Source organism: Mesorhizobium sp. 1M-11, from assembly GCF_001303895.1.
Lineage (GTDB): Bacteria > Pseudomonadota > Alphaproteobacteria > Rhizobiales > Rhizobiaceae > Mesorhizobium.
On the sequence record NZ_LJSD01000065.1, the window covers coordinates 1 to 21,049 of the forward strand.

At 63.5% G+C, this 21,049-nt stretch carries 21 protein-coding genes, 1 tRNA gene and 1 pseudogene; 9 read left to right on the forward strand and 14 right to left on the reverse strand.

What is annotated here, in order from left to right; translation table 11 throughout:
* From AO692_RS27055 to AO692_RS32490, 9 genes and pseudogenes are all read left to right on the forward strand, one after another.
* Positions 1–195: pseudogene (locus AO692_RS27055) on the forward strand (P-type conjugative transfer protein TrbL); the annotation flags it as partial.
* Entirely contained in the window at positions 192–881 is a 690-nt protein-coding gene (trbF, locus tag AO692_RS27060) for a conjugal transfer protein TrbF (RefSeq protein ID WP_054313164.1), read from the forward strand. The pseudogene AO692_RS27055 and the gene trbF, both read left to right, overlap by 4 nt.
* On the forward strand, positions 878–1,858 hold the full coding sequence (gene trbG / locus AO692_RS27065; protein WP_054313165.1) for a P-type conjugative transfer protein TrbG: 981 nt from the start codon (positions 878–880) through the stop codon (positions 1,856–1,858). The genes trbF and trbG overlap by 4 nt, the downstream gene beginning before the upstream one ends.
* Positions 1,858–3,012 carry a TrbI/VirB10 family protein gene (locus tag AO692_RS27070; RefSeq protein ID WP_054313166.1) on the forward strand — a complete coding sequence of 385 codons (1,155 nt, stop codon included), beginning with the start codon at positions 1,858–1,860 and terminating at the stop codon, positions 3,010–3,012. The genes trbG and AO692_RS27070 overlap by 1 nt, the downstream gene beginning before the upstream one ends.
* Before the next feature lie 3 nt (positions 3,013–3,015).
* A complete protein-coding gene (locus AO692_RS27075) occupies positions 3,016–3,267 on the forward strand; it encodes a DUF2274 domain-containing protein (protein WP_054313167.1) in 252 nt (83 codons plus the stop codon).
* 49 nt (positions 3,268–3,316) lie between these two features.
* Positions 3,317–3,535 (forward strand): hypothetical protein, encoded by a 219-nt coding sequence (locus AO692_RS27080; protein ID WP_054313168.1) that lies wholly within the window; start codon positions 3,317–3,319, stop codon positions 3,533–3,535.
* A 138-nt stretch (positions 3,536–3,673) separates the two neighbouring features.
* Positions 3,674–3,985, forward strand: a complete 312-nt coding sequence (locus tag AO692_RS33565) for a hypothetical protein (protein ID WP_082407583.1) — start codon at positions 3,674–3,676, stop codon at positions 3,983–3,985.
* 11 nt (positions 3,986–3,996) lie between these two features.
* A complete protein-coding gene (locus tag AO692_RS27090; RefSeq protein ID WP_054313170.1) occupies positions 3,997–4,395 on the forward strand; it encodes a helix-turn-helix domain-containing protein in 399 nt (132 codons plus the stop codon).
* Entirely contained in the window at positions 4,392–6,053 is a 1,662-nt protein-coding gene (locus AO692_RS32490) for a recombinase family protein (RefSeq protein WP_082407584.1), read from the forward strand. The genes AO692_RS27090 and AO692_RS32490 overlap by 4 nt, the downstream gene beginning before the upstream one ends.
* Here AO692_RS32490 and AO692_RS27095 read toward each other — a convergent pair.
* From AO692_RS27095 to AO692_RS27160, 14 genes are all read right to left on the reverse strand, one after another.
* Positions 6,024–6,100 (reverse strand) — tRNA-Arg (locus AO692_RS27095). The genes AO692_RS32490 and AO692_RS27095 overlap by 30 nt on opposite strands.
* A 140-nt stretch (positions 6,101–6,240) precedes the next feature.
* Entirely contained in the window at positions 6,241–6,699 is a 459-nt protein-coding gene (locus AO692_RS27100; protein ID WP_054313171.1) for a helix-turn-helix transcriptional regulator, read from the reverse strand.
* A gap of 94 nt (positions 6,700–6,793) precedes the next feature.
* Positions 6,794–9,001, reverse strand: a complete 2,208-nt coding sequence (locus AO692_RS27105) for a VWA domain-containing protein (RefSeq protein ID WP_161808135.1) — start codon at positions 8,999–9,001, stop codon at positions 6,794–6,796.
* A gap of 29 nt (positions 9,002–9,030) precedes the next feature.
* Positions 9,031–9,864, reverse strand: coding sequence for a CbbQ/NirQ/NorQ/GpvN family protein (locus AO692_RS27110; protein ID WP_054313173.1), 834 nt, complete (start codon positions 9,862–9,864; stop codon positions 9,031–9,033).
* Between the two features lie 277 nt (positions 9,865–10,141).
* Entirely contained in the window at positions 10,142–11,179 is a 1,038-nt protein-coding gene (locus AO692_RS27115; protein WP_054313174.1) for an aliphatic amidase, read from the reverse strand.
* 58 nt (positions 11,180–11,237) lie between these two features.
* Positions 11,238–11,933, reverse strand: coding sequence for an urea ABC transporter ATP-binding subunit UrtE (gene urtE / locus AO692_RS27120; protein ID WP_054313175.1), 696 nt, complete (start codon positions 11,931–11,933; stop codon positions 11,238–11,240).
* Complete coding sequence (gene urtD, locus AO692_RS27125; protein ID WP_054313176.1) at positions 11,926–12,681, reverse strand: urea ABC transporter ATP-binding protein UrtD; 756 nt, start codon at positions 12,679–12,681, stop codon at positions 11,926–11,928. The genes urtE and urtD overlap by 8 nt, the downstream gene beginning before the upstream one ends.
* Before the next feature lie 266 nt (positions 12,682–12,947).
* Positions 12,948–14,180 (reverse strand): urea ABC transporter permease subunit UrtC, encoded by a 1,233-nt coding sequence (gene urtC / locus AO692_RS27130; protein WP_244483506.1) that lies wholly within the window; start codon positions 14,178–14,180, stop codon positions 12,948–12,950.
* A 28-nt stretch (positions 14,181–14,208) separates the two neighbouring features.
* Positions 14,209–15,078: an urea ABC transporter permease subunit UrtB gene (gene urtB, locus AO692_RS27135; RefSeq protein WP_054313177.1), complete on the reverse strand. Its 870-nt coding sequence runs from the start codon at positions 15,076–15,078 to the stop codon at positions 14,209–14,211.
* A gap of 119 nt (positions 15,079–15,197) precedes the next feature.
* Positions 15,198–16,445 (reverse strand): transporter substrate-binding domain-containing protein, encoded by a 1,248-nt coding sequence (locus AO692_RS27140; RefSeq protein WP_054313178.1) that lies wholly within the window; start codon positions 16,443–16,445, stop codon positions 15,198–15,200.
* Positions 16,446–16,676: 231 nt separating this feature from the next.
* Positions 16,677–17,345 carry an ANTAR domain-containing protein gene (locus tag AO692_RS27145; RefSeq protein WP_054313179.1) on the reverse strand — a complete coding sequence of 223 codons (669 nt, stop codon included), beginning with the start codon at positions 17,343–17,345 and terminating at the stop codon, positions 16,677–16,679.
* An 18-nt stretch (positions 17,346–17,363) separates the two neighbouring features.
* Positions 17,364–18,521 (reverse strand): transporter substrate-binding domain-containing protein, encoded by a 1,158-nt coding sequence (locus AO692_RS27150; protein ID WP_152979987.1) that lies wholly within the window; start codon positions 18,519–18,521, stop codon positions 17,364–17,366.
* A gap of 98 nt (positions 18,522–18,619) precedes the next feature.
* A complete protein-coding gene (locus AO692_RS27155) occupies positions 18,620–19,636 on the reverse strand; it encodes an alpha/beta fold hydrolase (protein ID WP_054313180.1) in 1,017 nt (338 codons plus the stop codon).
* Positions 19,637–19,700: 64 nt separating this feature from the next.
* A complete protein-coding gene (locus AO692_RS27160) occupies positions 19,701–21,014 on the reverse strand; it encodes a cytosine permease (RefSeq protein ID WP_054313181.1) in 1,314 nt (437 codons plus the stop codon).
* Positions 21,015–21,049 lie beyond the last annotated feature (35 nt).

Sequence of the window (21,049 nt, forward strand, 5' to 3'; positions counted from 1 at the left end):
TCGACAATGGGCACGGCCGGCGGCAACACGAGCGGTGGCGCTGCGGCCGCACAAGGGCCGCCGGCCTGGGCGCAACGCATGCGCCGCGGCGGACACATGGGCCATGCCGTCCATACCACCGCGCACGCCGTCCGCTCCGGCGACAGCCACGGCTCCGGTTCTTCCGTCAACCTCTCCGAAAGTGATCGCACATGAGCTTCTTCAAGCGACCCGCCGCGCATTACGGCAAGACACCCCAACCCGAGACCCCATACCAGCGCGCGGCGCAGGTCTGGGACGAGCGCATCGGCTCCGCCCGCGTGCAGGCGAAGAACTGGCGCACCATGGCCTTCGGATCATTGATCCTCTCCGCCGGCTTCGCGGCCGCGCTCGTGTGGCAGTCGGCGCGCGGAATCGTCGTGCCGTGGGTGGTGCAGGTCGACAATCTCGGTCAGGCGCAGGCCGTCGCGCCCGCTGCGGCCGACTATCGGCCGACCGATCCACAAGTGGCGTGGCATCTGGCGCGCTTCATCGAGCAGGTCCGGTCGATCCCGGCCGACCCGGTCATCGTTCGCCAGAACTGGCTGCGCGCCTACGAGTGGGCCACCGATCGCGGTTCGGCGGCGCTCAACGATTACGCGCGCGTCAATGATCCCTTTGTGAAGGTCGGCAAGCAACAGATCGCCGTCGAGGTGTCGAGCGTCATTCGCGCGTCGCCCGATAGCTTTCGCGTCGCCTGGACCGAGCGCCGTTACGAGAGCGGCCAGCTCTCCACGACCGAGCGCTGGACCGCGATCCTGACCATCGTCATCCAGCCGCCGCGCGACGCCGATCGGCTCAAGGCCAATCCGCTCGGAATCTACGTCAACGCCATCAACTGGTCGCGGGAGATGAGCCAATGAGCCGGCCGACGATCCGCAAAGACGGAAAGCCGTCTTTCCGTAAACCCGCAATCGCGGCTTTGCTGCTGTCCGGCACGATGCTCGCCGGCTGCGCGACGCCGCAGAAGCCGCCGCAGATCAGTTACGACGCTGACGTACCGCCGCTACCCGCCGTGCCCGCGTCCGTCACCGACGATCGGCCGAAACCGCTCCACATCCCGCCGGCCTGGACGCCGGCGCGTGGCGGCACGACCGCGAGCGCGCCCATCGCCCGTATCGAGAACGCCAATGCCGCCGCCCGCGTCCAGCCGCGCCGCGAGGGTTACTACAACGCCATCCAGATTTATCCGTGGTCGGAAGGCGCGCTCTATCAGGTCTATGCCGCGCCCGGCCAGATCACCGATATCGCCCTGGAGCCGGGCGAAAGCCTGACCGGCGCGGGACCGATCGCGGCCGGCGACACCGCACGCTGGATCATTGGTGACACGGAATCCGGCTCTGGCGTCACACGCCGCGTCCATGTGCTGGTGAAGCCCTCGCGCGCCGACATCACCACCAATCTGGTCATCACCACCGATCGGCGCACCTACTTCCTCGAATTGCGCTCCAGGCAAAAGCCCTACATGCCGTCCGTCGCCTGGGCGTATCCGCAGCCGCCGGCCGGCCAGCGCCAGAGCATTCCGGCAACGCCGGTCATCCCGGCCCTCGCCGCGCGCAACTATCGCTACGGCCTCTCCGGCGACAATCCGCCGTGGAAGCCCGTCTCCGTCTATGACGATGGCCGGCGCGCTTATGTCGAGTTTCCGCGTGGCATCGTGCAAGGCGAGATGCCGCCGATCTTCGTCATCGGCCCGGACGGCGAGGCGCAGATCGTCAACAGCCGCATTTACCGAAACATCCTGATCGTCGATCGCCTGTTCGGCGCAGCCGAGCTGCGGCTTGGCGGCGACAAGCAGCAGACTGTCAGGATCGTCCGCACGGACGGGAGGCCGTCATAATGAACGAGAACCAAACCAACACCGTCCCCCCGATGCGGCTTCACGCCGAGCCGCCGCGCGTCACCCGTCTCTCGCGGAAGGTGCTCGCTGGTATCGGCGTCGTCGTGTCACTTGGCGTCGGCGGCGCGCTGATCTACGCGCTCCAGACGCGCGATGGAGGCAATAGCGGCCAAGAGCTTTACTCCACCACCAACCGGCAACCCGCAGATGGGCTCGCCGGACTGCCGCGCGACTATACCGGGCCTATCCTTGGCCCGCCGCTGCCTGGCGATCTCGGGCGTCCGATCGTTGATGCGCATAACAGGGGCCAACCTGTCGTGCCGCCGACCATCACGACACCCAGGGTCGATGAAGCCGAACAACGCCGGTTGGCCGAGGAAGAAGCCGCGCGCACATCGCGCGTCTTCTTCCAGACCGCGCCCGGCACCTCGACCGCGACCACACCTCAGGCAGGCATGACCATGCCGAATTTCGGCGGGCTCGACCTGACCGGCCAGCGCAGCCAACCGACCGCGCAGGACAAACAGCTCGCCTTCCTCAATGCCGCTGTCGATCGACGCACCACGTCGTCGGATCGCGTCATGCCGCCGGCATCGCCCTTCGTGCTCCAGGCCGGGGCCGTGATTTCGGCTGCGCTGATCACCGGCATCCGTTCCGATCTGCCCGGCCAAATCACCGCGCAGGTGACGGAGAACATCTATGACAGCCCCACGGGCCGCATCCTGCTCGTCCCGCAGGGCACGCGGATTATCGGCCAGTACGATAACAATGTGCAATTCGGGCAGCGCCGCGTGCTGCTCGTCTGGAATCGCCTGATCCTGCCCAACGGTCGTTCCATCGTGCTGGAGCGCCAGCCCGGCGCAGATGCGGCTGGCTATGCCGGCCTCGAGGACGGCGTCGATTATCATTGGTGGGATCTCGCGAAGGCGGCCGGCCTCTCGACGCTGCTCTCCGTCGGCGCCGAGCTTGCGATCAATGATGAGGATCGGCTGTTGCGCGCGATCCGCAACGGCGGCCAGGACACTATCAATGATGCCGGCCAGCAAATCATCCGCCGCCAGCTCAATGTCCCACCGACGCTGACCATCCGGCCGGGCTTCCCGGTCAGGATTGTCGTTACGCGCGATTTGGTCCTCGAACCTTACAGGGGATAATTCATGACGAAATTGAAGCTCGGGCCCATCGAAAACGACAAGCCCGTGAAAATGACGCTCGAATTGCCAGCGCCGCTATTCAGGAATCTGGAGATTTACGGACGCTTGCTCGCAGATGCGGGACAGAAGCCGATAGAGCCGGTGAAGCTGATCGTGCCGATGCTGGAGCGCTTCATCGCTACGGATCGAGAATTTGCAAAGGCGAAGCGCGGTACTGCCGGTCAGACCGCTCCCAAAGCCCCGCCCTCATCATGACGAAGGTAAAGACCGTGCCTCTCCGGTTTTCACCGAAACGGAGACTGACATGATGGACCAGCAGCTCGTAGCGCGCATCAAGCGACGTAGCAAATACTGGGGCCAGACAGAACCTCATCAATGGTTCGATGTACGTGTCGTAGAGGACGCAGGCTATCGCCTCAGAGGCAACAACAATAACTACCGATTGGACGACGTGATTATCGGCGTGCGTCTGGCCAATGGCTTCATCGTCGATCTCGCCAACGGCAAGACCAGCCGTGGTTGAAAGCCGGACAGGCATCGGGGTGCCGCCTGCGCATAGGCGCGAATGCGGCACGCTACAGGCCGCCAATCTCCCTCCATGGTTCGCCTAACTCCGGGGCTTCTCGCCACCCGGAATCCCGCGACAACCAAGGAGGATTTAATGTGCGCGCAACGCCGTCGCGCCCGGAAAGGGCGTCCACGACTGCCGGTCCCCAAAACGCTTCCCGACAATCTTTATGACTACGCCGACGATTTCACGCTGACTCTCAGCCGTCCGCGCGATCATATTCGTCGGGCCGATGGTGGGCCATTGCGTGTCGTCGACGACTGGCCAGAATACGTGCCTGTCACCGAAGCTGAAATCCAGGTGTTCGAGCGCTGGTTCGGCGATGTCTTCGATGAACTGTTGAGCCCGAAGAAACCAAAAGATGATTTGCAAAACCTATCACAAAATGATATGAAAGGAGAGTGAACGAGGCCGCTATGACGACATTGAAGGTCGGCATTGCCGATTACAACGAGATGAAGGCCCGCACCATGCGGATCGCGCGCGGCGAAGAAAAGCCGGCGGCCGGCGATCCCAAGGTGTGGTTCACCTCAACCGAATCCTTCGCCAAATTGCTGTCGGCTGGAAACCGCGAATTGCTCCGCATCATCGCTGAGAAAGCGCCAGCGTCGTTTGAGGAACTGGCAGAGATTACCGGACGGGCACCCTCCAATCTCTCGCGCACCCTGAAAACGATGGAGAACTATGGCCTCGTCCGCATGGAGAAGGGTCAGGGACGCAAGCTCGCGCCTAAAGTCATTTATGATCGCGTCGAGTTGGTGTTGCCGCTGACCGAGCGCGCAGCGCTTCGGAAGACTGCAGGAGGGCGGCGATGAACATCCACAATCCTAACAGTGCCACCCTGCGCGCCGCGCTCTATTTGCGTGTTTCTACGACACGCCAGGCCGAGCACGACGTCTCGATCCCCGACCAGCGCAAGCAGGGCGAAGCCTGGTGCGCGTCGCGCGGCTATCGGCTTGTCGAGACCTTCGTGGAGACCGGGGCCTCGGCTACGAACGACCGCCGCCCTGAGTTCCAGCGCATGATCGAAGCCGGCACGTCCAAGCCCGCGTCGTTCGATATCGTCGTGGTCCACAGCTTCTCGCGCTTCTTCCGCGATCACTTCGAGTTGGAGTTCTACGTCCGCAAGCTGGCGAAGAACGGCGTCAAGCTCGTCTCCATCACGCAGGAGATGGGCGACGATCCCATGCACGTCATGATGCGGCAGGTCATGGCACTGTTCGACGAGTATCAGTCGAAGGAGAACGCCAAGCACGTCCTGCGCGCCATGAACGAGAATGCGCGGCAAGGCTTCTGGAACGGCGCCTTGCCGCCGATCGGCTATCGCATCGTTGCGGCCGAGCAGCGCGGATCGAAAACCAAGAAGAAGCTGGAGATCGATCCGCTGCACGCGGATACGGTGCGTCTGATCTATCGGCTATTCCTTGAAGGTGACGGCACCTCGGGCACGTTGGGCGTCAAGGCCATTACCTGCTACCTCAATGAGCGCCGCATCTTCACCCGCGACGGCGGGCGCTGGGGTCTCGCGCAAATCCACGCCATCCTGACCCGCACGACCTATATCGGCGAGCACCGATTCAACACGCGCTCCCACAAGGATCGGGTAAGAAAGCCCGCGAGCGAGGTGGCGATCATGGCCGTGCCGCGACTGATCGACCGTGAGACGTTCGATGCCGTGCAGGCTCGCCTGAAGTCCCGCAATCCCATGGTGACTCCGGCGCGCATCTCAAGCGGCCCCACGCTTCTGACCGGCATTTGCTTCTGCGCCAAGTGCGGGGGCGCGATGACGCTCCGCACCGGCAGGGGCAGCGCGGGCGGCACATATCGCTATTACACCTGCTCGACCAAGGCGCGGCAGGGCAAGACCGGCTGCAAGGGCCGCACGATCCCCATGGACCGGCTCGACCATTTGGTCGCCGGCCATATCGAGGAACGCTTGCTCCAGCCCAAGCGACTGGAGACGATCCTATCCAGCGTCATCGACCGGCGACAGGAGCGCACTGAGCGCCGGCGAGAACACCTTGCCGAACTCCACAGGCGAATCACCGACACCGATCAGCGGCTCGGTCGTCTATATGACGCTATCGAATCCGGCACGGTCGATAAGGACGACCCGCTGTTGAAGGAGCGCATCGCCGGCCTCCAGGCATTGCGCGATCAGGCCAAAGCCGACGCCGAGCGCACGCAGCTCGCGCTCGATAGCACCGGCAACCAAGCTGTTAGCCCGGACATGCTCAAGGCATTCGCCCGCAGGGCTCGTGAACGGATGCGACTCGATAATGGCGGCTACCGCCGCGACCACCTGCGCGCCCTGGCGCAGCGTGTCGAGGTTGCCGACACGGAGGTCCGCATCATGGGATCGAAGTCGGAACTGCTACGAACGCTCGTCGCCGCTTCAAGCGGGCAATCGGCGGCGTTCGGCGTTCATAGTTCTGTACTGAAATGGCGCACCCGACAGGATTCGAACCTGTGACCCCTGCCTTCGGAGGGCAGTACTCTATCCAGCTGAGCTACGGGTGCTTCCAGGATCACGAGATCCAGAAAACGAACCAGCCCGTTGGAGCCGGTCAACGGCTTCATAGACGAAGCCGTGCCCTGCTTCAATGCAGAAATGGGAGCAGCCGTCCTTTCAAACCAGGCATTCCCGTCGGAGTGTTTGCCTATTGGACAGCCGAATTTGATCTGATCCGCGAAGAAGGGCGTGCAGGCGCGACCTTCCGCCCGAGATGCACATCATGGATATCGGCCACGAGGGAGCGGATCGAATCCTTCATGTTCGAAGGCAGCGCCAGGAATTCCTTCCACATCTTCCAATCCGACGGGTCGGGGAGACCACCAACTTCCCCGTCGTGGCCGGCGGGATTGCCGCCCTTGCGCACACGGGTGGCGACGGCCGAGATGGGGGCGTGTTCCGGGAAGAAATAATCGATCGACACGCTGAGATATGCGGCGCAGCGCTGCAGCATCGCCGGCGAGATGCGGTTGCGCCCGCGCTCGTATTTCTGCAGCTGCTGGTAGGAGACGCCGATATGGCTGGCCAGCTCCATCTGGGTGACGTTGCGGAGCTGGCGCAAGCCCAGCAATCGCGCGGCTATGGCGGCCGTTTCCGTATGATGCATCGCTCTTGTTTCCCCCATCTTTTTCGATCCCCTGCAACCCAAGCGATGCCCCCCGACTGGCGACTTGAGCCCCAAATTCAGCTGCTGCATTCCGTCATCGGCTCAGCGTCAGATAGAGCTTCGGCAGCAGGTCGGTCAGCCGCTCGACCGCCGCGATGGTGATGGCGTTGCGCTGACCGAAGATGCGGCCGAGATAGGAATCCGCACTCGAATCCAGGCCGACACAGAATGTGTCGATGCCGAAACGATTGAGGTGATGCACAGCGTTGCGGGCGTCCTCGACCAGATACTGGCGATCCTCGACATCGATGTCGGAGGGCTCGCCATCGGTGACGACCAGCAGCAGGCGACGGTAGCTGCGCTCACGAGCAAGGTCGGCGCCGGCATGGCGCATGGCGGCGCCGATGCGGGTGGAAAGCCCGCTTTCCAGACCGTCGAGGCGCGCATCGATGAGAGCGTCATAGGTGCGGTTGAAATCCTTGATGCGGACATAACGCACGTCATCGCGCTTGTCGGAACAGAAAGCGGCAATGGCAAAAGGGTCGCCGAGCCCGGCCATTGCCCGTGCCAGCAGGGCCGCCGACTGGCGCTCGACATCCAGAACCGAACGCGTCGAGCCGCGTACCTTCTCGGCGGTCGACTGCGAGATGTCGAGCAGCAGAAGCACCGACAGGTCGCGGCTGCGCCGCTCGTAGCGGCCGTGGATGCGATGATCGGCTGCCTCGCCAATGCGGCGGGCGACAGTCGCCTCGATGCAAGCGTCCAGGTCCAGGAATTCGCCTTCCGGCTGGCGGCGCAGGCGTTCGGCGCGGCTGACCCGGGCGGAGCGGATCAGCGCCGCCACCCGCGCGACGAGATCGGCATGCTCTTCGGCAAGCCGGGCGACCGGACCATTCGCGGCGGCTTTCGGCGCATATTCCTTGACCGAGGTCCATTCGGGCTGCTCGCGCGCGGCGACATAGTCGTATTCGGGGTAACGGGCGACCAGCACCCCATCATGCGCCTGCTCGATCACTTCGACGCGCCCGCCGGTGTCACCCATTTCGGTTTCGGTGCGGTCGGGCGGACGGCTGTCATCCTGCTCTTGCCGGATACGCGCCGAGGATAGCACCTGCTCAGCCTCCGACGCTTGCTGCTGGTCATCGTCGCCGAAATCCCAGAGGCCGAGATTGTCGTCGCGGTAAGGTGGCTGCACGACATAGTTCTTCGGATCGAACTGCACGCGCATCTGGCCAAGATCGTTGCCGAGCAGATCGCCGATACGGCGACTGATCTGCTGGCTGCCCCAGTCTGCCTCGGCTTCGAAGAAGGCGCGACGGCCCTTCTGCACCCAGGGATCGGGATCGTCATAGTCCGAATCGGCGAGCGCCCGTGCCAACCGCGCGAACAGGCCAGGCGCGGTGGCGGTGCCGAACGCCTCCGCCACATGGAAGGGCTTGAACAGGCGGGCAAGGCCGGGCAGTTCGCGCATCGCCAGCTGTTCAACCCTGGCATCCTCGATCAGCGACACCAGCGCGATCTGGGCCGGTTTCAGGGCGCCGACCGGAAAGCGTTCGTGCGAGAATTTGAGATGGGCGCCGATATGGGCGACGGCGGCCCGGTAGAGCTTTTCGCTGTCGCTGCCGGAAAAGCCGGGCCAGGCGGCGGGCAGCCTGACGACGCTGCCGTCGAAGCCCGGCCGGCGCCTGGCCTGTTCCGGCGCATTGGCCGGCGTCTCGCGCATCGGCGGCGTCTCGCCCCAGAGGGCTGCCAGATAGGGCTTCAGTCGCGCTTCGAGGTCGAGGAAGCCGACTTCGCCGCTCTCGCGCAACAGCCAGCGCCGCGCATTGGGGTCTTCCAGCGTGAAGAAGCGCAGGCGCCGCTCCGGCTCGCCATTGTTCGAGCGCAGGCCGATCCGGACCCAGGAGGCCAGCGCGCGCACGTCGAGGCGCGCGGTGAGGCTGGCGGTCTGGTCGAGCAGGGCGCCTGCCGATTCCGGTGCCTGATCGCCGACCTGCTCGACGAGCCGCAGCCATTCCTGCAGCGAGGCGGCATCGTTGTAGCGTTTTGCCGCGACGATCGCTGCGACCGGCGCCAGCGACGCCGCGCGACGACCGGCGCGGATGGCCAGACCCGAGACGATCGCCGCCAGCGCGATCGCCGCCTGCGGCGAAGCCAGGCGGGCGAGTTCGGGCGAATGCCTCATATAGCTGTCGGTGACGACATCGCCATAACCGGCGCCGACAAGGCGGCGGCAGACATCGCCCCAGGATTGGTAGAGATCGCCCGGGAAGGCTGCCCGGATGGCCTCGTCCGACTGCATGATCGTCTTCTGCTCAGCGATCATCGCCGTCAGAGACAGGCCGCGATCGCGGCGGTGAGCGCGTCGCGCATGTCGGCATCGTCGGTGATCGGCAACACCAGCGCCACCTCGCAGGCCTGGTCGAGCGCGATGCCGCCGGCGACGAGCTGGCCGGCATTGATCAGCATGCGCGTCGAGGCGCCCTCCTCCAGGCCGTGGCCCTTGAGATTGCGCGAACGCTGGGCGATGCGCACGAGCGTTTCGGCGACGGGCTTTTTCACGCCGGACTCGGATGCCACGATCTCGGCTTCGATCGCGGCATCCGGATAGGTGAAGGCGATCGCCGCGAAACGCTGCTTGGTCGATTCCTTCAGGTCCTTGAGCACGCTCTGGTAGCCGGGATTGTAGGAGATGACGAGCTGGAAGTCGGGATGCGCCTTCAAGACCTCGTTCTTCTTCTCCAGCGGCAGGATGCGGCGGTCATCGGTCAACGAGTGGATTACGACCGTGGTGTCCTGCCGTGCCTCGACGATCTCGTCGAGGTAGCAGATGGCGCCGGAGCGCACGGCTAATGTCAGCGGCCCGTCATGCCAGACGGTGCCATCGGCATCGAGCAGATAGCGCCCAACGAGATCGGACGCGGTCATGTCCTCATGGCAGGAAACCGTGACCAGCGGGCGCTTGAGCCGCCAGGCCATGTGTTCGACGAAACGGGTCTTGCCGCAACCGGTCGGCCCCTTCAGCATGACCGGCATGCGCGCGCCATAGGCGGCCTCGAACAGCGCGACCTCGTGCCCGACGGAGCGGTAATAGGGTTCCTGGGTAATCCTGAAATCGTCGAGCGCAGGATCGTGAGCCGATTTGGCGCCGCTGGTGCTGTGCATTTCCAACCTCGATGCAATTGCCGTTCAGTTCCGCCTGCCCGCTCGCTTCCCCGAGCCCTGGCAGAGCGAGCCCGCGCGGCAGAGACACCGCGAGCAAAAAAGGCGTGAATGGAAAACCCGGGCCAAACGTGCCGCGGTCCCCGGCGCATGACCCCGAAAATCGGAACCGATTTTCGGAAAGGATCATGCGCCCACCCAACGTGCTGGAGCGTCCTTTGCACGTCCAAGAGGACGCGCGGCGCTCCAGGTGACCGCGACACGCCGGTGGCCGCGCCGTTCAGCGATGCGCCGCCACCTTGTTGGGGATGCCTTCGATCGGGCTTTCCGGCGTGCCGACCGTCTGACGGGTCATCGCCTCGACCTTCTCGCGCGTGCCTTCCGGATCGGTGATCCACTGATGGTAGAAGTTGTACGGGCACACGGCATGGCCACGCGTGTCGTCGCCGGAATTGATCAGGCCGGTGTAGCCGCGGTGCAGCAGCTTGAAGAGGTGGTTCTGCGACTGCATGTTGCGGCGCGCGTCGCGCAGCAGCGAGGTCGAGAGCTGGGCATACTGGATGCCGTTCTCCTCGGTGCCGCATTCGCCGAGCGTGCGACCGTCGAAGCCGATGATCGCCGAATGGCCGAAATAGGAATAGACGCCGTCGAAGCCGGCGGCATTGGCGACCGCGACATAGACATTGTTGGCCCAGGCCATCGATTTCGAGATCAGGATCTGCTGCTCCTTGGCCGGATACATATAACCCTGGCAGCGGATGATCAGCTCCGCCCCGCGCATGGCGCAGTCGCGCCAGATCTCCGGATAGTTGCCATCGTCGCAGATGATGAGCGAGATCTTCAGCCCCTTCGGGCCGTCGGAGACATAGGTGCAGTCGCCGGGGTACCAACCCTCAATCGGCACCCAGGGCATGATCTTGCGATATTTCTGCACGATCTCGCCCTTGTCGTTCATCAGGATCAGCGTGTTGTAGGGCGCCTTGTTGGGATGCTCTTCATGGCGCTCGCCGGTCAGCGAGAACACGCCCCAGACGCGCGCCTTCCTGCAGGCCTCGGCGAAGATCTTCGTCTCCTCGCCGGGTACGGCGGAGGCCGTTTCGTACATCTCCTTCTGGTCGTACATGATGCCGTGCGTGGAATATTCCGGGAAGATCACCAGATCCATGCCGGGCAGGCCACGCTTCATGCCTTCCACCATGTCGGCGATCTTGCGGGCATTGGCGAGCACTTCTTCGCGCGTATGCAGCCGCGGCATCTTGTAGTTGACGACGGCAACACCGACGGTGTCGTTGCTGCTCGAAATATCGCCATGGTACATTTTTCAGTCTCCTCCTGTGGTTGCTGAACGTTTTGTCGGAGCACGATGCTCCGGGCATCTAGACGACGAGGTGTCTGTGGATGAGGTCGTCGCTTAGCTCAGTAATGGCGCCACCGACGGCGACGCTGCCGCGATTGAGGATCGCGAAATGTTTCGAGGCGCGGCGGGCAAAGGCGATGTTCTGCTCGACCAGCACGATGGTCAGCCCCTGCTTGCGGTTGAGGTCGATCAGCACGTCCTCAATCTGTTCGACGATGTTGGGCTGAATGCCTTCGGTGGGTTCGTCGAGCAGCATCACCTTGGGTTCCGACAGCAGCGCCCGGGCGATCGCCAGTTGCTGCTGCTGGCCACCGGACAGGTTACCGCCACGGCGGTTGAGGAATTCCTTGAGGATCGGGAAGAGGTCGAGCACCCACTCGGTGATGCGGCCGCCGCCACCCTTTGCGGCAAAAGTGCCGACCATCAGGTTCTCGCGCACGGTGAAGCCAGGCAGGATGCCACGCCCCTGCGGCACATAGCCGAGGCCGGCCAGCGCGCGCGCATGGGTGGGCCTGGCCACCAGTTCCTCACCGTCGAGGCGGATCGAACCCGAGGTGCGGCTCATCAGGCCGAGCACGGTGCGCAGCAGCGTGGTCTTGCCGACACCGTTGCGGCCGAGCACGGAGAAGAAGTCACCGTTCTCCACCGTCATCGACACCGACTGCAGGGCGCGGCTGCGGCCATAGAAGCCGTCGACATTGGCAAGCTCAAGCATGGCCGATCCCTCCGGAACCGAGATAGGCGTCACGCACCGCCTGGTTGCTTTCGATGTCGGTAATGCTGCCTTCGGCGAGCAGCTTGCCCTGGTGCATGACAGAAATGGTCTGGGCGATGTCGCGCACGAAGCCCATGTCGTGCTCGACGACGATCAGCGTGTGGCGACCGCCGAGCCGGTTGAAGAGCTGCGCCGTCTTCTTGGTCTCCTGCGCGGTCATGCCGGCGGTGGGTTCGTCCATCAGGATCAGCGAGGGGTCCTGCGCCAGGATCAGCGCGATCTCCAGCCATTGCGTCTGGCCGTGCGACAGGTGCGCGGCCGGCGTGTCGAGTTCGTCCTCGAGCCCGACCAGTTCGGCCAGCCGTTCGATGTCTTCGGTGTCGCTGCCCTGGCCGAAGGTCGCCAGATTGGCGAGCACACCGGGTTGTTTCGAATGGCCGATGTGGAGGTTGTCGCGCACGCTGAGCGCCCGGAACACGCTGGGCACCTGGAACTTGCGGCCGATGCCGGCGCGCGCGATGGCGTGTTCGCTGAGCCGGTGGATCGGCTTGCCCTTGAACAGAATCTCGCCGCCCGACAGCCTGGTCTTGCCGCAGATCAGGTCGAGTGCGGTGGTCTTGCCGGCACCGTTCGGGCCGATCAGGCAACGCAGCTCTCCGGCGCGGACCTTGAGGCAGAGGTCCGACACGGCGCGGAAGCCGCTGAAGGACACGCTGACGTTCTCGACAATAAGCTGGTCAGCCTGCATTTCTCACACTCCATGTAGCCTGCGTTGCACTTTGGGCGAGGCGGATACGGCGCCGAGGGGCAAAGAGCGTATTGGGCATACGGTTGAGCCTCTCGGCGCCGTAGACGTCCGCCGAAAGGCAACCCGGAGGGCCGGTTGAAGAAACCGACAGTGTGCGTCGCGATGCTTGCGCGATGTCCCAGCATCGCGTCTGCGCATGGCTCCTACCCTGTCGGCTTCTTGAACCGGCGCAGGCCACATGGAGTGTGAGAAATGCAGGCTGCTGGTCATCGCGTGCTCTCGATCTCGCGGCCGTTGGGCACGGGTTCGGTGTGCTGTACCGGCTTCCGCGCAGGCGCGGGCCGCTGCCGCTCGAAGCGTCTGGCGAGGCTGGCGAAGGCGCCGGCGATGCCTTGCGGCAGGAACAGCACGACGAGCACGAACAGCAGGCCCATGATCAGGGTCCAGGTGTCGAGGAAGGTTTCGGATTCCGACAGCGCGCCCTGCACGCCAGTGACGATGAGGGCGCCGAGCATGGCGCCGAGCAGGCTCTGGCGGCCGCCGACCGCGACCCAGATGACGACAGAAAGCGAGAGTGGCACGCCGAGGAAGGTCGGCGAGGCGAACTCCATGACGATGGTGTAGAGCATGCCGGCAAGGCCGGCGATCGCAGCCGAAACCGAGAAGATGAAGATCTTGTAGAGCGCGACATCGTAGCCGAAGAAACGGACGCGATCCTCCTCGTCGCGGATCGCCTGCACGATCAACCCGGTCTTGCTCTTGGTGATGGCGAGCGCCAGGAACAGCGTGACCGTCAGGCAGATCGCAACGAGATAATAGCTCGACGAACCATAGGCATCGAAGGTGATGCCGGCGATGTCGAACTGGCCGAGATCGGTGATGCCGTTGAAGCCGCCGGTGAAGGCCTGCTGGTCGATGATGACAAGCTGCACCACCACCATGGCGGCAAGCGTGATGATGGCCGCGTAGACGCCGGTGACCCTGCCCTTGAACACGAACCAGCCGAGCAGTGCCGCCACACAAGCGGGCAGCAGGATGCCGGCCAGCACACCGAACAGCGGCGAGTAGAACGGTGTCCAGAACCACGGCAATTCGGTGACGTTGTTCCAGACCATGAAGTCGGGCAGCCCGTCGGCGCCGGTGTGTACCGGAACGGTCTTCAGCTTCAGCATCATCGCCATGCAGTAGGAGCCGATGCCGAAGGTCATCGCCTGGCCGAGGTTCAGGATGCCGGCGTAGCCCCAGGACAGGCTGAGCGAGACGGCCAGCATGCCGAAGACGAGATAGCGGGCGTATTTGTTGAGCAGAAAGGCGTCCTGCAGGAACACCGGCACCAGCAGGATGGCCAAGCACACCGCCGCGTAGAGCGCGATTTCGGTCTTCGTTCTGGCTAGAGCGTTTCCGTTTTTCACGGAAACGCGGAAACGCTCTAGTTCTTTGTTTTCACGCAATTCCGGACGGAAAACCGCTATGCCCTTTTCCTGGATTTGCTCTGGCACTCTGTTGTTTCCCTGGTTCGACATGACTTCAGGCCCGAACGCGGGCGGTGAACAGGCCCTGCGGCCGGAAGCGGATGAGGACGACGATGGCGAGCAGCACCAGCGCCTTGGCGATCGTGTCGTTGGAATAGAAGGCGAGGTAACCCGACAGCTCGCCGAGGATGCCCGAGCTTGCCAGCGTGCCCATCAGGCTCTGGGTGCCGCCAAGCACCACCACCATGAAGGCGTCGACGACATAGGTGGTGCCCATTTCGGGCGACACGCTCTTCAGCGGCGACACCAGCGCGCCCGCAAGGCCGGCCATGCCGGCGCCATAAGCGAAGGTGGTGCGATAGAGACGGCCGGCATTGATGCCGAAGGAGGAGGCGACCGCGCGGTTCTGGGTGATGGCGCGCAGCTTCAAGCCGAAACTGGTATAGCGGTAGATACCCCAGGTCAGCGCAAACAGACCGAGCGACAGGAACAGGATGAACAGGCGGTAGGCGGAATCGGTCGCGCCGAGGATGTTGACGCTCTGCGACAGCGATTTCGGCATCTGCACGTAGCGCAGCTCGCCGCCGGCGGTCAGGCGGATCGCCTGCTGCGCCATGACGCCGATGCCCCAGGTCGCCAGGATCGTGTCGAGCGGCCGGTCGTAGAGATGGCGGATGACCAGCGCTTCGATCAGCCAGCCGAACAGCGCCAGCAGCAGGAAGATCGGCACAAGGCTCGCCAGCAGGCCGAGGCCGAACTGCGTCTGCAGGAACCAGGCCGCGTAGGCGCCGAGCATGACGAACTCGCCATGGGCAAGATTGATGACGCCGGTGACGCCGTAGATGATGGCGAGGCCGAGCGCGACCAAAAGCAGGATGGAGCCGATGCTCAGGCCCGTCATGATCTGGGAGACGAAGATTTCCATGTCGCCGCTTCTTCCGGAAAAGAGGAGGCGGTGGCGGTGCGAAGCCCGCCACCGGGCTTTTGGACTGCGCATCGTGCTTTCCGAAAATCGGTTCCGATTTTCGGCCGACGCGCGGGCACTCAGCTCTGCTTGAGGCCTTCGGCCGTGCAGTGCTGGTTGGGGTAGGCCTTGTAGGGTGAGGGCTCGAGCCAGTTGGCCGACTGCTTCAGGATCTTGAACTGGCCGTCGGCCTGGCACTGGCCGATCTTCGGCCACAGCCAGGTGTGCAGGTTCTCCGGCTCGACGCGGACCTTGCCCTGCGGGGCCACCAGTTCCTGCCCTTTCACCGCCTCGCGGATGGCATTGGGCGAGATGTCGGAACCGGCCAGTTTCTCGACCGCCTGCTTGAACAGGTAGATCTGGAAATAGGACGGTTCGGACACGAAGTGGGTGACCTTGTCGCCGCCCCAGCGCTTCTTGTAGGCGTCGACGAATTTGTGGTTCTCGGGCGAGTCCCACACCATGAAGTAAGGCGCCGAGGTGAAGTGGCCCGCGGCCGCCTCGCCGCCCATCGCCGCCACTTCGTTCTCCGAGGTGGTGAGACTCGCCATCGGCATCTTCTCGGGATCGAGGCCGGCGGCGTGGTACTGGCGATGCAGCGCCACGACGGAATCGCCGACCACGGTGGAGAAGATGACGTTCGGCTTCTCAGCCTTCAGCTTGTTGATGACGGACGAGAATTCCGAATGGCCGAGCGGCACGTATTCTTCGGCCACCACTTCGGCGCCGAGCTCAGCCAGGAGCTTCTTGCAGTAGTTGTTCTCTTCCTTGGGATAGATGTAGTTCGAGCCGATCAGGTACCAGCGCTTGCCGAACTTCTCGACCAGCCAGGGGATGAAATCGTCCTGCTGCTGGTTGGGCACGGCGCCGGTGTAGATGACGTTCTTCGAGCATTCGCGGCCCTCATAGAGGGTCGGGTACCAGTAGAGATTGTTCTGCTTCTCGAACACCGGCAGCACCGCCTTGCGGCTGGCCGAGGTGTAGGAGCCGAACACCGAAACGCATTTGTCGGACAGCACCAGCTTGCGCGCCTTTTCGGCGAAGGTCGCCGGATCGGATGCCGGATCCTCGACCACCGGCACGAGCTTCCTGCCGTTGATGCCGCCAGCGGCGTTGATCTCTTCGATCGCCATGATCGTCGCCTTGTTGAGCGACTCCTCGATGATGGCTGTGGTGCCGGTGAGCGAGAACAGCACACCCACCTTGATCTCCCCGTCGGCGGCGTAGGCGAGCGAGGAATTCTTGCTCCAGATATGCGGGAACCCGACGAGGGACACGGTGCCGAAAGCGGCAGTGGCCTTCAGAAAACTGCGACGATTGCTTTTCACCTTCTTCTCCCCTGAAAACAAAAAAGGCCCCGAAGCGAGCTGCCGAAGCAGACCGTTTCGAGGCCGTATTGCCCTGTTGTTTTTAGCGGCAGCGACGCCGCTGCGAACCATGCCGGCTCGCTAGAGTAAGATCGTATGCAACAAAAAACCCCACGTCCCGCTTCCGCGAAAGTCGTGAGGTTCCGTTACCTGTATTTCGCCGGCAGCGTCGTTGCTGCCGATGGTCGAACGCTAGCCAAGAAGTTCGTAGGAGTCAATGATGGCGCTGGCGACAGCGCCGATCGTGACGCGCCGTTCCATCGCCTGGCGCCGGAGATAGTTGTAAGCCTCTTCCTCGCTGACATTCTTTAGCCGCATAAGCAACGACTTCGCCCGCTCGACGCTGCGCATGGTGCGCAGGCTCTCGTCCAGCTTTTCGATGCGGCCTCTCAGCCTGCGCTCATAGAGGAAATGACCGCGCGCCAGCGCCAGCGTCGACTGTACAGAGCGCGACGTCACGGGATAATGCAGCACGCCGTGCGCCGCGCAATTGTGGAGCAGGTTGAGGTCAAGCATGCCGGTGCCGGGATCGATGACGACCAGTGCCGAGGCCGGCTCACCGGGGATCCAGGGCAGGCGCTGCGGCAGGTCGGGTGAAAGCACGCAGAAGACGACGTCGTATTGCGCCGGTATCTGCGAGGGCATCGGCCATTCGTGATGCACGTCGCAGCGCAGGCGCTGCAGTTCGCGGATCAGTCGTTCGCCGTCGTCATCGCGATCGACGATGACGGCCACCTTGAGGTTCCAGAACGAACGCGAAGAGGATGGACCGGAAGGGGCGTCGCGACCGCTTGCGTCCTTCCTGGCGCCCGCGCCCTGCGGTTCGCGGGCAAATCTTGCGATGTCGATGGTTTCCTGCATTCTCTCCTCCCCGCCGCGCTATGCGAGCTCGAGATTTTTCTGGCCAAGGCTGCGCCCGTAACCCAGCAGATAAGGGTCCGACAGGACGCAGGATGGCGATTCATAAACGAGATCGAACTGGCCCTGCCGGTTGGCGCGACCGATGCGCGTCCACAGATCGGCATGGCCCCATAAGGGGTTGATGGCGACATCGCCTTGCGGCGCCTCGAACTCCGATCCCATCACGGAAGCGCGCAGGATCTCGGTGTCCATCGAGTTCGTCTGTTCGAGCGTCTTGGCGAAGGCATTGACCTGGAAATAGGACGCCTCAAGGCACATGTTTGTCGGCTCGTCATCGCCGTAGCGCTTCTTGTAATCGCGCACGAAGGATGAGTTGCGCTCGCTGCCGACGCCCTGGAAATAGGGCGCCGCGGTGATGTGGCCTTCGCCGACATCGAAGCCCATGGCGCGGATTTCGGCCTCCGTCGTGGTGAGGGAAGCGATCGGCATGACTTTGGGATCGAGCCCGAGATCGGCATAGGCCTGGTAGAGATAGACCGTGCCGTCGCCGACGACCGTCGAGAAGATGACGTCGGGCTGCGCGCGCTTGACGTCGCGCATCACAGGCAGGAACTCGCCCCGCGACGCGCCCATGCGCACATAGGACTCGCCCACGACCGTGCCGCCGCTGTTGCGGATCAATTCACGCATGATGCGGTTGGATTCGCGCGGATAGATGTAGTCGGCGCCTATGAAATAGAAGCGGGTGCCGTAGCGCTCCATCAGGATGCGGCAGAGTTCGACGCTGTTCTGGTTCGGCGTCGCCCCGGTGTAGATGACGTTGGGCGAGAATTCGAAGCCCTCATAGAGCGTCGGATACCACAGCAGCCCGTTCAATCTTTCGACCACCGGCAGCACGGCCTTGCGGCTGGATGAGGTGTAACAGCCGAAGATGGTGGAAACGCCATCTTCGACCATCAGCTTCTTGGCATAGCGGCCGAAAGCGCTGGCCTCGGAACCGGGATCATAGACCACCGGCTCGAGCGGCCGGCCATTGATGCCGCCGGCAGCATTGATTTCTTCGATCGCCGTCAGCGTGCCGCGCAATTGCGTCTCCTCGATCACGGCCATGAAGCCGGTGCGCGAGAAGAGGACGCCGACGCGCCACGGTTCGGAGGTATTGCTTGATCTCGTCAATATACGCTCCCAAAGTTCCCCAGTGCCGCTGGATTTCGTTGTTATTCTTGCTGAATGCGGCGGCCGGCCGCGCAGCTTGAGGCCGGCCGCTTTGCGGGTCAACTGGCCAGAAGTTCCTTCAGCTTGCCGTCGAGGAATTTGACGTCGTTCGGGCTGGTTCCCGGCCCGCCCGCGAAATGACCCCAGACCGACTCGTACGGAACGAATTTGGCATTCGGCATGTTAGCCACCTCGAACTCGCTGTCTTCCGGCGGGAAGTAGAGATCGGTGCGGCTTGGCATGACGAAAGCCTTGGCCTTGATGGCCTTGAGCGCCTTCTTGAAATCGCCCTTGTAGAGTTCGTTGTCGCTGATGTCGCCATTCTGCCAGGTCCACAGCATGGTCAGGAGGTTGTTGGCGTCCTTGGGCAGGAAGAAACCTTCCCAGAAGGAGACCAGGAAATCCTCCAGCGAGGAATGGCCGAGCGCCTTGAGGTCGAGCTCCTGGCGATAGAAGGCCTGCGAGAAGCCCCAGCCGGCATAGACGCGGGCCATGGCGCGCAGGCCCTTTTCCGGCTTGTCGTCATACCAGCCATTGTTCCAGGCGGCATCGGCGGTGAGCGCCGCCTTGACCCCTTCCAGGAACACGAAATTGTGGCGCGAGCATTTAGCCGAACCGCAGAACGGCGCGATGCGTTCGACCATATCCGGGTACATGGCACCCCAATGGAAGGTCTGCAGCGCGCCCATCGACCAGCCGACGACCAGCTTCAGCTTCTTGATACCGAACTTCTCGGTCACCAGTTGGTGCTGGGCGCGGACATTGTCGTAGGCCGTCACCTGCGGGAAACGCGACTTGTTGTAGGGTTCCGGCGTGTTGCTGGGCGACGACGACAGCCCGTTGCCGAACATGTTCGGGATGATGATGAAGTATTTCGCCGGGTCGAGCGTCATGCCCTTGCCGATCAGCCATTCATTGTCGACGTGCTGGCCGGAATACCAGGTCGGGAAGACGACGACATTGTCCTTCTTGGCATTCAGCTTGCCGAAGGTCTTGTAGGCAAGCTTGGCATCACGCAGCGTCGCCCCGCGTTGCAGGACAAAATCGCCCAGCGAGTAGATCTCATAATCAGGCATCAGGCAGTTTCCTTTACTTTCAAACGTTGAGACGAGGCCCGGCGACCGGGCCTCGTCCGGAACATCATGCGGTTGCCCGCTCCGGCGACGGCCGCAGCGCCAGCGCCGCATAGGCGATGCCGCCGGCGAGCGCCGCGCTGATCGCGGTCGAGAAATGCGGCAGGTAGAATTCGACGATGACGGCGACCGCCGAGCCGATGATCCAGGCGATGAAGGCAGTCGGGCGCCAGTCACGGTCGATCTCGGCGTTCTTGCGGGCCAGATACTGGTCGACCAGGATGATGGCGCCGATCGGCGGAACCAGGATGCCGAGCAGCGACAGCCACTGGATGAAGAAGGCCCAGACATTGCCTGCCGCGACCGCGATGCCGATGGCGCCGAGAAGCACCGCCATCACGCGCATGCGGGTGCCGAAGATGCGCGACCAGCCGGTGGCGGCGTTGTAGAGGCAGTGCGCGCAGACAGAGCCCAGGTTGAGGTAGAGGAACACGAAGGCGAGTGCGCTGAGGAACACCATCTGCTTGCCGTTGATGTAGCCGAACATGTTGTCGGCACCGAACGGGTTGGCATTCGGAACGGCAAGCGCTGCCGTCATGATGCCGCCGACCAGCATGGCGATCAGGTTGGCGAAGGGGAAGGCGCTGAAGGTCGCGATCAGCGAGCTCCTGCCGTCCCTGGCCCAGCGGTTGAAGTCGGCACTCACCGTGCCGGCGTCGATGAAGAGCGCGATGACGACGGTCAACCCCACGCCCATGGACATCGTAGCCGCGCCATTGTTGCCGGGATAGGCGAGGATCGCCTGCCAGCCGGAGGCTGAAGCGGCATCGAACACCACCCAGCCGCCGAGGATGACGAAGAGCGGCACCGAGACCAGCCCGATCAGGTGCAGGCCGTGCACGCCGACGAAGGTGATGCCGATGTAGAGCAGGCCGGCGACGATGGTCATCGCGACATAATTGAGGTCATAGGCAGAGCTGATCAGCGCGCCGGTGATGCCGGTCTGCACGGCGTACCAGCCGAGCAGAAGCGTCGATAGCAGGCCCGAGGCGAAGACATAGCCCTTGCGGCCGAACACGATCGAGGCCAGCAGCGCAAAGTTCATGCCGCGGTTGGTGCCGAGCAGCCCCAGCGCGCCGACATAGGCGAACATGATGAGGTTGCCGATCACCATCGCCCACAGCGCGCTGGTGAAGCCCATGCCGAGCACGAGGATGGAACCGGTCATGGCGCCGGTGATGATCATCGGAAAGCCGATCCAGACCGTCGTCACCGAAAAGGTCGAGCGCCGCGCCGCCATCGGCACGGGTTGATGTTCGTATTCTTCTCCGAGGATATGATCGACGCTGTCGAGCGTCTCGATCTCCGTCTTGTTGTTCATGGCACCCTCCCAGGGGTCAAACGCGTTGCGTGTGC